Genomic DNA, 12,482 nt, shown 5'->3' with positions numbered 1-12,482 from the left:
GGCGAACCGTGCCCGAAGAGAGATTAGAAGCGGAAGGTCGCGGTAGCAACAACCTGACGTTCAGCACCCCAGAAACAGCCGTAGGTGTTAAAGCAGCTGGCGACGTATTCACGATCGAGCAGGTTGTTCACGTGAAGCGCCACGTTAGAGCCTGCCATACCCACGCGCGCCAGATCGTATCGGATCAACGCATCCACCACGGTATAGCTACCCACTTTGAAGGAGTTCGCCGGATCGCCATAGCTTGAGCCAGTTAAGCGTCCGCCAGTACCCAACGTCAGGCCAGACAATGCGCCATCATAGAAGGTGTAATCACCCCACAGGGACGCCATGTGTTTCGGCACCTGCGCTGGCGTGTTGCCTTTGTAATTAGTGTCAGTGGTGTATTCCGCATCGGTGTAGGTATAAGAACCGACGATATTGACGCTGGCAGACAGTGCCGCTTTCGCTTCGAATTCAAAGCCACGCGCACGAATTTCACCGCCTTCAACCGAGAAGAACGAGCCCGCAGGATCGGCCATCAGGTTGTTGGTTTTGGTAAGCTGATACACCGCACCGGTCAGCACAATCGGACGATCTTCAGGTACGTACTTCACGCCAGCTTCGTACTGTTTACCCTTAGAAGGTGAGAACAGTTTACCTTGAGCATCGGTCTGAGAAGCGGGTTCGAACGATTCGCTGTAGCTGAAGTAAGGGGTTACGCCGTTATCAAACAGGTAGTTAACGCCGCCACGCCAGGTGAACTGAGTGTCATCACGTTTTGAGGTTGTATTCGCAACGCGGTTGTAGGATTCCTGATCGGCCCAGTCATAGCGACCACCCAGCGTCACCAGCACTTTGTCCCACTGCGCTTGATCCTGAACATACAGGCCCGTTTGTTTTTGACGGTTAAGGATCTGATAAGCGCCAGAGTTTGCCGGATCTTTTGAACCGAAATCAAAATCGCTATACACCGGATTGTAGAGATCCAGCAACGGCACGGAGTCGTCGTAGCCGAACCACGAGTTGATATCATTGCGCATACGCATAAAGTCAACGCCGGTCAGCAAGACGTGATCCACCGCACCGGTAGCAAACTTACTCTGCAACTGCGTATCAACGGTGAGGTTTTGCAGCTTTTCATTGTCGACAACATACTTACGCGCCAGATAATGGCCTTTATCCGCAGGTGCTAGAGCCGCACATTGCTTGCTGTAGACGTTCGCCGGATCGGAACATACGCCATAACCGTAGACACTGTTCTGCGACGTTTTATTCTCGGCAAAACGCAGGTTCTGACGTACGGTAAAGGTATCGTTGAATTCGTGGTCGAAGCTATATCCCACCATTTTCTGGTTACGGGAATAGGTGTTGTTCTTCGCACCTTCATTGAAATCAGTTGGCAGACGATCGCCATTTGGCAGCGGATCGACCGTTCCCTCTTTCGGCAACCAGCCGTAGTAGCCTGTTTCAGGCTCATTCTGGAAGTAAGAGAGGAAGGTGAACGTCGTCTTATCACTCGGACGCCATGAGAAAGACGGTGCGATTGTGTAACGCTGCTCTTCTGCACGTTCCTGCTGCGCATTGTTAGAACGCGCCACGCCCGTTAAGCGATAAGAGTAAACACCGTCATCGTCAATCGCATCGCTGAAGTCAAAACCGGTCTGGAACAGACTATCCGTGCCGACTTTGAATTGGATCTCTTTCAGCGGTTCCGTAGTCGGACGCTTACTGACCATGTTCAACAAACCGCCGGGGCTGCTTTTTCCGTACAGAACGGAAACCGGGCCGCGCATGATTTCGGCGCGTTCAATCATATAAGGGTCGATCACCGCGTCGTTATAGAAGTTGCCCTGCATCTTCATACCGTCGAGGTAGTTATTCTGGCTCTGACCATCAGCCGCAAATCCGCGAATAATTAGATAGTCATAGGTATTGGACGCACCGCGGGTGCCAACGGCTACCCCTGGCGTATAGCTCAGCGCTTCTTTAACTGATCTAGGCTGATGCAGCGCCATCTCTTCGGCGGTCACGACTGAAATAGACTGCGGCACCTTTTGAATAGGCGTGTCCGTTTTGGTCCCAGTCGCCGATTGTCTTGCCGCGATCGTCGCCGCAGGACCCCAGGCGCTTTCCTGCGCAGCCGGTGCCGCCGTGACGGTGATAGTTTCTTCTTTAGGGGTATCTGCTGCATGTGCAAAAACAGACATGCCACTTACCGCTGTGGCTACAACGACTGCGATTTTACGCAGCGAAGCATTCATTGGCTGAGCAGTTTTAAGCGCCATTGGTATATCTCTGATGAAAGAGTGAATGATAACGTAAACGAGAATTATTATTATGACCGCAGAATAATATGCGAAACGCTGGCGGCATAGCAAGCAATATGCGGCCCTACAAGAATTGAGGGTTTAAGAATTAAACAAGTAGAAACGTGGGGTTACGCTGAGATGAAATTTAGGTTAGAGGAATGTATGGCGGAAGTGAAAAAATCCCCCTCACTGCGGAGGGGGATGAGCATGATTAATTGCTGCCGAACATATCTTTGATCCAGCCCGCGACGCCGTCGCTGTCTTTCTTCTCATTCTGCTGCTGCGGCTGTTGTTGCTGCGGCTGCTGAGGTTGCGAAGGCTGCTCAAACGGATTGCCCGTCGGTTGCTGCGTTGGGTTTTGCTGGCACAGCGAATCCGGGTCAGTCGTCCAGACAGGCAAGGTACGCACCCCGCCGCCGCACACGAAGTTACCGGCATCATCCACGCCCATATCGACGATATCTTCTGGCGCAGTCAGGTTCAGCGGAACCGGAGACTGATTAGCCAGATAGCGCTGATAAATCGACATCGCCCCGCTCGCACCGTACAGCTTGGTCGGCTGGTTGTTATCGCGGCCAACCCAGGTGATCACCACTTCGCGCCCGTCAATCCCGGCAAACCAGGTATCGACGTTATTGTTGGTGGTCCCGGTTTTACCCGCCAGATGCAGACCCGGATATTTCGCGCCAAGCTGGCGACCCGTACCGCGCTGCACAACCTGCTGCATGGTCCACAGCGTCATATATGCGGCCTGCGCAGGCACCGCACGCTCTGCCTGCGGGAAGCTCTGATACAACACCGATCCGTCTTCTGCAATCACTGAACGCAGCGAAGAGAGCTGAGCACGGTTACCGCCGCTGGCGATGGTCTGGAACGCCTGCGCCACTTCGATTGGCGTTAGGTTCAACGCGCCCAGAATCATCGCCGGAACCGGATGCAGTTGATCTTTTGCTACGCCCAGCTTCTGCCAGGTGTCCGTAATCGCAGGCAGACCCAGCGCCATACCGAGGTTAACGGTTGGCACGTTCATGGAACGGGTCAGCGCATCCACCAGCATCACCTGACCGCTGAACTGTTTATCATCGTTCTGCGGCGACCACACCTGGCCGTTAGGCTGGCGCAGGGCAATCGGTGCATCGGCAATCCAGGTGTTCAGTCGATACTGATTCGGCTGGCTCAGTGCGGTCAGATAGGTCGCCGGTTTTGCCAGAGAACCGATCGAACGACGCGCCTGCATTGCGCGGTTGTAGCCCGCGTATTGCGGCTCCGCGCCGCCGACCATCGCACGCACTTCACCGGTGTTACGATCGACCACCACCATCGCGGTTTCCAGATCGCTCAGCTTACGCTGCTTTTTCAGGACCGGAATGCCATCAACGGCGGCTTTCTCAGCGGCATCCTGCGCCACCGAGTCGAACGTGGTAAAGATCTTCACGCCGGAGAGATCTTTCACTTTATCGCCAAGCTTGGTTTGCAGCTCCTGACGCACCATCTGCATAAACGCAGGCTGCGGAGAGATCACCCCACCGCGAGGCTGAACGCCCAGCGGACGCGCACTCAGCATCTCGTAAAGTTCCTGATCGATAACCTGCTGCTGTTGCAGCAAACGCAGGACCAGATTACGACGCTCCAGCGCCAGTTTCGGGTTACGCCACGGATTATAGATTGACGCGCCTTTCACCATACCTACCAGCAACGCCTGCTGATCAAGACTCAGCTCTTCCACCGGGCGACCAAAGTAATACAGGCTCGCCAGCGGGAAACCGCGAATCTCGTTATCGCCGCTCTGACCGAGATACACCTCGTTCATATACAGCTCAAGAATACGATCTTTGCTGTAGCGAGCGTCCATCAGCACGGCCATGTACGCTTCGTTGGCCTTACGCCAGTAAGAGCGCTCGCTGGAGAGGAACAGGTTTTTAACCAGCTGCTGCGTCAGGGTACTCGCCCCCTGCACCGTACGTCCGGCCGTCAGGTTCGCCAGCACCGCACGGCCAATAGAGTACAAACTCACGCCGTCGTGCTCGTAGAAGTGACGGTCTTCCGTCGCCAGTAGCGTATCCACCAGCAGATCCGGGAAGCCGTTACGCGCCACAAACAGACGCTGCTCACCGTTTGGCGATGAAAGCATGGTGATCAGACGCGGATCGAGGCGGAAGAAACCGAACTGGCGGTTGCTTTCGAGGTTCTCGATTGTTTCCAGATGATCGCCGTCAAAGGTCAGACGCGCGCGCACCTGCCCTTCTTTACTGTCCGGGAAATCAAACGGACGACGGATCATCTCGATGCTTTTCGCCTGCACGGTAAACTCGCCGGGACGCGTCATCTTCGTCACCTGACGATACTGTGTCGCTTCCAGCAGTTTGACCATTTCGTTCTTGCTGATGGACATGTCCGGCTCAAGGTTCACCATGCGACCATACACCGCCGCAGGCAGCTGCCAGACTTTACCGTCGATACGGCTGCGGATTTTTTGATCCAGGTAGACGCCGTAAATCGCCATCAGGGCAACAAATACAATAAACAGCTTCAGCAGCAGCCAGAACCAGCCACGTCGTCCACGAGACTTCCGCCCTTTGCCTTTACCTTTACGCGGCATGGGTTCTTGATCCTCATCATCGTCTTCATAGTCATCGTCATAATCCTCATCTCTGAGGCGACGACGGCTCACTTTTTCCTTCGCCGGACGCGCAGGTTTCCCCTTACGTCCAATTGGCTCGCGGTCATTCCCCGCCATGCTTTTTCTCCGCAACTGTCAGGCGCAAGGGCCCGATTCTCTTTTCTTCCACCAGGCGGTGAAAGAAGAAATCTCTCAAAATAAACAGCAAGGCTTTCTTATCAAGAAAGCTTTTAGTGTTTTCGCCCTCTCCCCGTGGGAGAGGGCCGGGGTGAGGGCATCAGGCCGCACCACTCCGCACAAACTACGAATACTTCTTCGTACGCCTTGTCGGCGCGGTATTTGCCGGATCGTCAGGCCAAACGTGCTTTGGATAGCGCCCTTTCATCTCTTTTTGCACTTCACGGTAGCTTCCAGCCCAGAACGCACTTAAATCGCGCGTAATTTGCAGCGGGCGATGCGCAGGTGATAATAGCTCAAGTACCAGCGGAACACGCCCTTCCGCGATAGATGGCGTGGCAGATTCTCCAAACATCTCCTGCATCCGCACGGCCAGCGCCGGTGGATTATCTTGATGATAACGAATGGCAATCCGACTTCCGGTCGGCACAGTGTAATGCCCAGGAAGCTCTCTATCCAGACGTTGGCGCAATGACCAGTCGAGTAAATTCTGTAACGCTGTCTTAACATCCAGAGATTTAAGCGCTTTGAGCGAATGCACACCGCTCATTTCCGGCAGCAACCACTTCTCCAGCGAGGCCAGCAGCGTTTCATCATCAACAGCAGGCCAGTCATATTCCGGCAACCAGTGCGCCGCGCAGTGTAAACGCAGCCGATACTGTTCAGCCTCCGGCGTCCAGCTCAGGACGTTCAGGCCTTTATCACGAATACCGTTCAACATTGCCTGGTGCAATTCGTCCTCTGACGGTTTCGCCAGCGGTTTAACGCTTACCGTGAGTCGACCGATCTGGCTGCGGCGAAACGCCTTCAACGTGCCCTGCGCATCATCCCACTCGACGGTATCAGACTGCTGCAAAAGCTGCGGGCAGCGGCGCGTTAGCGCGTCAATATCCACCGCCACCGCCTGCAAAATGCGCGCATCGGGAGACTGACTGCCCTGCAACAGCAGCGGTGCAATAAGCCACTCATGGCGCGTTAAGGCGTCTTCGCTGTCCAGCATCGCGCCCATTCCGTTTGCAAGCTGATAGCGCCCGTCCAGGCCGCGCCGACGGGCAATACGATCCGGGAAAGCCTGCGCCAGCAGTTCGGTGATTTTATCGCTGTCCAGCGCCCCGCCACGGCTGTTAAGCCGCTGACAAATCCGCTGCGCGCGCTGCTGCCAGTTCGGCTGATTGCGGGAGAAAGCCGAAGCCAGATCGCTGCTCGCCCCGCGCGGCGGCTCCTCCAGAATCGCGGCGAGTTTTGCTGCCGTGGCAATCTCATCATCCCCTTTCGCGGCAATCAGCATCGCCGCCAGGCGCGGATCATTTCCCAGCGCAGCCATCTTCTGGCCGGCTGACGTTAACCGCTCGCCGTCCAGTGCGCCTAACTGCGTTAACAATCGACGTGCCGCCGTCAGATTCACCGCAGGTGGTCGATCGAGCCAGCAGAGCTGCGCCGGATCGGGGCATCCCCACTGCAACAGTTCCATCAGCAATCCGGAAAGATCGCTTTGCAGAATCTCTGGCGTACTTTGCGCGGCGGCGCGATCGGCCTGTTCCGCGCTTGTGAGATGCAAACAGATCCCCGGCTCCAGACGCCCGGCACGACCCGCGCGCTGCGTCATGGACGCCTGGCTGATACGCTGCGTCAGCAGTTTGGTCAGCCCGGTACGCGAATCAAAACTCGCCACCCGCTCCTGTGTCGTGTCGACCACCAGACGGATGCCTTCAATCGTTAAGCTGGTCTCGGCGATATTGGTCGCCAGCACCACTTTGCGCTGCCCGGCGGGCGGCGGAAGAATCGCCTTGCGTTGTTCATTCAGGGAAAGCGCGCCATACAGCGGACACAGCACAACATCGCTGCCCACGCGCGCAGCCAGCTTCTCCTGAACGCGCTGGATTTCGCCTACGCCGGGTAAAAACAGCAGCAATGATCCAGATTCGTGGCGCAGTAATTCAGCGGTCGCGATAGCAACTGCCTCGTCGAAGCGCTGATGTGAGGGCAACGTCTGATAGCGACGGTCAACCGGAAACGCGCGGCCTTCGGAGGAAATGACCGGCGCATCGGGCAGGATCTGTCGCAACCGTTCGTTGTCGAGCGTGGCGGACATGATCAGCAGCTTGAGATCTTCACGCAGCCCTTGTTGCACGTCGAGCAGTAGCGCCAGTGCCAGATCGGCTTGCAGGCTGCGCTCATGAAATTCATCGAGGATCACCAGCCCCACGCCGTTAAGCTCGGGATCGTTTTGCAGCATCCGGGTCAGGATCCCTTCCGTTACCACTTCCAGGCGCGTCGTCGCACCAACGCACGTTTCAGCGCGCATGCGATAACCGATCGTTTCGCCGGGCTTTTCCCCGAGCAGTTCGGCCAGGCGTTGCGCCACGTTACGCGCCGCCAGCCTGCGCGGTTCCAGCAGAATAATTTTCCCGGAAATATCGCCCTCTTTGAGGATCTGTAGCGGCAACCACGTCGATTTACCCGCCCCGGTTGGCGCGTTCAGCAGGACGTGAGGGGCATGGCGTAAGGCGGCAAGAAGCTCGGGAAGTACGGCGGCGACCGGCAATGAGGACACTAACTGCTCCAGAGGGTTAACATTCGTCGGCGTACATTGTAGCATCGGCGCATATCATTACCGAGTCCCCCTGAATGTCTGAGTCGAAACGCCTGTTTTTCGCTATTGAACCGCCCGCCAAAATACAGCGGCAAATCGTCCGCTGGCGCGCCGAACATTTCCAGCCGGAAGCCGGACGTCCGGTTGCAGCGGCGAATTTACATCTGACGCTGGCCTTTTTGGGTGACGTCAGCGCGGATAAACAACAGGCGCTGGCGAAGCTTGCCGGGCGTATCGTTCAGCCAGGTTTCACCCTGAATCTCGATGACGCCGGACAGTGGCTGCGCTCCCGTGTCGTTTGGCTGGGGACGCGTCAGCCGCCGCGCGGATTATTGCAATTGGCCAATCTTCTGCGAGCGCAGGCGGCGCGCAGCGGGTGCTATCAAAGTCCGCAACCGTTTCATCCTCATATCACCCTGCTGCGAAACACCAGCCATGCTGTCGCCATCCCACCGCCAGGCTTTCACTGGACGTTTTCGGTCACAGAATTCGTGCTTTACGAATCGGTTTTCTCAAACGGACGCACACGATACACGCCGCTTCAACGCTTTGCGTTGAGCGAACAACCAAGGATTTCCGATGAAGTTTAGCCCCGCCCTGCAATCCGCCACGCTTATCCTGCGCTATAAACGCTTCCTGGCGGATGTCGTGACGCCTGCTGGTGAACATTTAACGTTGCACTGCCCGAATACCGGCGCGATGACCGGGTGTGCGACCCCTGGCGATACGGTGTGGTACTCCACATCAGAAAATCTGAAACGCAAATATGCGCACACCTGGGAAATCACCGAGACCCAACAAGGGGCGTTTATTTGTGTGAATACCCAACGCGCAAATCAGCTGGTGAAAGAAGCCATCGCCACCCATACAATCCCGGAGTTAACCGGCTATGGTTCCATTAAAGGCGAAGTGAAATATGGCGAGGAAGGCAGCAGAATTGATTTTATGTTGCAGGCGGACGATCGCCCTGAGTGCTATATTGAAGTCAAATCAGTGACGTTAGCAGACAGGGATAATGGCTACTTTCCGGATGCGGTGACGCTACGCGGCCAAAAGCATCTGCGAGAGTTAATGAGTGTTGCGGCGACGGGGAAGCGCGCCGTATTGTTATTTGCGGTTTTGCATTCAGCCATTGAACGATTCTCCCCGGCCCGTCATATTGACCCGAAGTACGCACAATTGTTGAATGAGGCACAAAAGCAGGGGGTAGAAATTTTAGCTTATAAAGCTGAACTTTCTGCCGATAATATGACTCTGAAGTCGACTCTCCCCGTTGTGTTATAAGGGGTTAGAAGATGGCGATTTGGTGTTCTGGCCGCGTGCGCAAATACGCTTTTCCTCACAGGCTTGTCAAGTGTTACGTTTAGATAATTGCCTTACGGAAAAGCATCTGCTATTTATAGCGACCTGATTTTTCCCCCACACGGGGATCGATAGTGCGTGTTAAGGAGAAGCAACATGCAAGAAGGGCAAAACCGTAAAACATCGTCCCTGAGTATTCTCGCCATCGCTGGGGTGGAGCCATATCAAGAGAAGCCGGGCGAAGAGTATATGAATGAAGCCCAGCTGTCTCACTTCAAGCGTATTCTTGAAGCATGGCGTAATCAACTTAGGGATGAAGTCGATCGCACCGTTACCCACATGCAGGACGAAGCAGCAAACTTCCCGGACCCGGTTGACCGTGCCGCTCAGGAAGAAGAGTTCAGCCTCGAACTGCGTAACCGTGACCGCGAACGCAAGCTGATCAAGAAGATTGAGAAGACGCTGAAGAAGGTTGAAGACGAAGATTTCGGCTTCTGCGAATCCTGCGGTGTGGAAATTGGCATTCGTCGCCTTGAAGCGCGTCCGACTGCCGATCTGTGCATCGACTGCAAAACGCTGGCTGAAATCCGCGAAAAGCAGATGGCCGGTTAATTCCAGCCCTGTTATCACGATCATAAAGGCGGGAGTCTCTCCCGCCTTGTTACTTTTTGTCTGCCATGAATATGCCTCAATCAGACTATATCGGGCGCTTTGCGCCATCCCCCTCCGGTGAGCTTCACTTCGGATCGCTTATTGCCGCACTGGGCAGCTACCTGCAAGCGCGGGCAAATAACGGCATCTGGCGCGTTCGTATCGAAGATATTGATCCCCCGCGTGAAGTTCCCGGTGCTGCAGAAACCATTCTGCATCAACTGGAACATTACGGCCTGAACTGGGACGGAGATGTTCTCTGGCAATCCCAGCGCCATGACGCTTATCGCGAACACCTGGCGTGGCTGCACGCACAAGGTTTGTCATATTACTGCACCTGTACGCGCGCACGCATTCAGAGCGCAGGCGGCGTGTACGATGGCCATTGCCGGCACCTGAATCACGGTCCGGAAAATGCCGCCGTCCGTTTACTACAGCATTCACCCGTGACGCATTTTAACGATCTGCTGCTCGGTGAAATTCACGCCGATAAACGCCTGGCGAATGAAGATTTTATTATTCACCGCCGCGATGGTTTATTTGCGTATAACCTGGCCGTAGTGGTGGATGACCATTTCCAGGGTGTGACGGAAATTGTGCGCGGCGCCGATCTGATTGAGCCGACGGTGCGTCAAATTTCACTGTATAACGTCTTCGGCTGGGACGTGCCGGATTATATCCATCTGCCGCTGGCATTGAATGCGCAAGGGAATAAACTCTCGAAACAGAATCACGCGCCTGCACTGCCAAATGGCGATCCGCGGCCAGTTTTGATCGACGCATTGCGATTTCTAAATCAGAATGTCACAAGCGAATGGCAGGATTTAGGTCTTGATGAATTACTGAAAACAGCCATTGATAATTGGGTGCTTTCGGCGGTGCCTAAAATCCAGCATTCTCAAACGCATCTTGCTGAGCTATGATTAGCCGCTTTTTTCATAACAAAACACACTACGAGGTGTACTATTTTTACTCGAGTTGCTAATTTTTGCCGTAAGGTGCTAAGCCGCGATGAAAGCGTAGCGAATGACGCTATTGCTCAATCCCATATGTCGGTTATTCCGCGCGAGCAGCACACTATTTCCCGCAAAGATATCAGTGAAAATGCCCTCAAGGTGCTCTATCGTCTGAATAAAGCAGGCTATGAGGCCTATCTCGTGGGCGGTGGGGTTCGCGATTTACTGCTCGGCCAAAAACCAAAAGATTTTGACGTGACGACCAGCGCCACGCCTGAACAGGTGCGCAAGTTATTCCGTAACTGCCGTCTGGTGGGCCGCCGTTTCCGTCTTGCTCACGTCATGTTTGGCCCCGAAATCATCGAAGTGGCGACCTTCCGTGGTCATCACGAAGCGGGCGCGCCAGCGGATCGCACCACCTCGCAGCGCGGCCAGAACGGCATGCTGCTGCGCGACAATATCTTTGGTTCTATCGAAGAAGATGCCCAGCGTCGCGATTTCACCATCAACAGCCTTTACTACAGCGTGGCCGATTTTTCGGTGCGTGATTTCGTGGGCGGCGTACAGGATCTGAAAGAGGGCGTGATTCGTCTGATTGGTAATCCTGAAACGCGCTACCGCGAAGATCCGGTGCGCATGCTGCGCGCCGTGCGTTTCGCCGCCAAGCTGAATATGCAAATCAGCGCCGAAACGGCAGAACCGATCCCACGTCTGGCGACGCTCATCAACGATGTGCCTCCTGCGCGTCTCTTTGAAGAAGTGCTGAAGTTACTGCAGGCGGGTTATGGTTACGAAACCTATAAACTGCTGCGTGAAAATAGCCTGTTCCAGCCGCTGTTCCCGTCCATCGTTCGCTACTTTACCGAAAGCGGTGATAGCCCGATGGAGCGCATGATTGCACAGGTGCTGAAAAATACTGACACCCGCCTTCACAATGATATGCGCGTTAACCCGGCGTTCCTGTTTGCGGCCATGTTCTGGTATCCGCTGCTGGAAACCGCGCAGAAAATTGCCCAGGAAAGCGGACTGGCTTATTACGATGCCTTTGCGCTTGCCGCGAATGATGTGCTCGACGAAGCCTGTCGTACTCTGGCGATCCCGAAACGCATCACCACGCTGGTGCGTGATATCTGGCAGTTGCAGTTGCGTATGTCTCGCCGTCAGGGCAAGCGCGCATGGAAGCTGATGGAGCACCCTAAATTCCGCGCCGCGTACGATCTGCTGGCGCTGCGTGCTGAGATCGAAAATAACAAAGAGCTGCAAAGTCTGGTGCAGTGGTGGGGTGAGTTCCAGGTCTCCGCGCCGCCGGAACAAAAAGGGATGCTCACCAATCTCGACGAAGAGCCGGAACCGCGCCGTCGTCATCGCCGCCCACGCAAGCGCGCACCGCGCCAGGGCAGTGCATGACCCTCGCTTACATCGCCATCGGCAGCAATCTGACCTCTCCGCTGGAGCAGGTCAACGCTGCCGTTCAGGCGCTGGCTGATATCCCACAGAGCCGCGTGATGGCGGTTTCTGCGTATTACCGCACACCGCCGCTGGGCCCACAGGATCAACCCGATTACCTGAATGCGGCCGTGGTGCTGGACACCGCCCTTGACGCCGAAACGCTGCTGGATAACACCCAGCGCATTGAGCTACAGCAAGGGCGTGTCCGTAAAGATGAACGTTGGGGACCGCGCACGCTGGATCTCGACATCATGCTTTTTGGCGATGAGATCATTCAGACCGAACGCCTGACCGTCCCGCATTACAACATGAAAAATCGTGGATTTATGCTCTGGCCGCTGTTTGAAGTCGCCCCCGCACTCACCTTCCCCGACGGCACCTCATTACAGGCCGTATTGCAGCAGCTCAACGCCAAAAAACCCGCGCTCTGGTAATCCTCTTTT

9 protein-coding genes are annotated in these 12,482 nt (G+C 55.4%); 6 read left to right on the top strand and 3 right to left on the bottom strand.

Annotated features, from left to right (window positions below; all coding sequences use genetic code 11):
• Window positions 1–23: 23 nt before the first annotated feature.
• From fhuA to hrpB, 3 genes are all read right to left on the bottom strand, one after another.
• Window positions 24–2,267 (bottom strand): ferrichrome porin FhuA, encoded by a 2,244-nt coding sequence (gene fhuA / locus AC07RN_RS12790; protein ID WP_012016098.1) that lies wholly within the window; start codon window positions 2,265–2,267, stop codon window positions 24–26.
• 235 nt (window positions 2,268–2,502) lie between these two features.
• Complete coding sequence (gene mrcB / locus AC07RN_RS12785; RefSeq protein WP_478336523.1) at window positions 2,503–5,028, bottom strand: bifunctional glycosyl transferase/transpeptidase; 2,526 nt, start codon at window positions 5,026–5,028, stop codon at window positions 2,503–2,505.
• Between the two features lie 184 nt (window positions 5,029–5,212).
• Window positions 5,213–7,642 (bottom strand): ATP-dependent helicase HrpB, encoded by a 2,430-nt coding sequence (gene hrpB / locus AC07RN_RS12780; RefSeq protein WP_478336522.1) that lies wholly within the window; start codon window positions 7,640–7,642, stop codon window positions 5,213–5,215.
• Between the two features lie 74 nt (window positions 7,643–7,716).
• Between hrpB and thpR the strand changes: the two genes are divergently transcribed.
• The 6 genes from thpR (at window position 7,717) to folK (ending at window position 12,473) form a co-directional block, all read left to right on the top strand.
• Window positions 7,717–8,271: an RNA 2',3'-cyclic phosphodiesterase gene (thpR, locus tag AC07RN_RS12775; protein ID WP_449554680.1), complete on the top strand. Its 555-nt coding sequence runs from the start codon at window positions 7,717–7,719 to the stop codon at window positions 8,269–8,271.
• A complete protein-coding gene (sfsA, locus tag AC07RN_RS12770) occupies window positions 8,261–8,965 on the top strand; it encodes a DNA/RNA nuclease SfsA (protein ID WP_012016094.1) in 705 nt (234 codons plus the stop codon). The genes thpR and sfsA overlap by 11 nt, the downstream gene beginning before the upstream one ends.
• A gap of 174 nt (window positions 8,966–9,139) precedes the next feature.
• Entirely contained in the window at window positions 9,140–9,595 is a 456-nt protein-coding gene (dksA, locus tag AC07RN_RS12765) for an RNA polymerase-binding protein DksA (RefSeq protein ID WP_012016093.1), read from the top strand.
• 71 nt (window positions 9,596–9,666) lie between these two features.
• A complete protein-coding gene (gene gluQRS, locus AC07RN_RS12760) occupies window positions 9,667–10,557 on the top strand; it encodes a tRNA glutamyl-Q(34) synthetase GluQRS (RefSeq protein ID WP_478336521.1) in 891 nt (296 codons plus the stop codon).
• 42 nt (window positions 10,558–10,599) lie between these two features.
• A complete protein-coding gene (pcnB, locus tag AC07RN_RS12755) occupies window positions 10,600–11,997 on the top strand; it encodes a polynucleotide adenylyltransferase PcnB (RefSeq protein ID WP_071818716.1) in 1,398 nt (465 codons plus the stop codon).
• On the top strand, window positions 11,994–12,473 hold the full coding sequence (folK, locus tag AC07RN_RS12750) for a 2-amino-4-hydroxy-6-hydroxymethyldihydropteridine diphosphokinase (RefSeq protein ID WP_478336520.1): 480 nt from the start codon (window positions 11,994–11,996) through the stop codon (window positions 12,471–12,473). Before pcnB ends, folK begins: the two co-directional genes overlap by 4 nt.
• Window positions 12,474–12,482: the final 9 nt, after the last annotated feature.

This window comes from Lelliottia sp. GFLA7 (genome assembly GCF_056490165.1).
The sequence above is the reverse complement of the archived record's forward strand: the minus strand, read 5'-3'. Positions and strand labels throughout refer to the sequence as shown.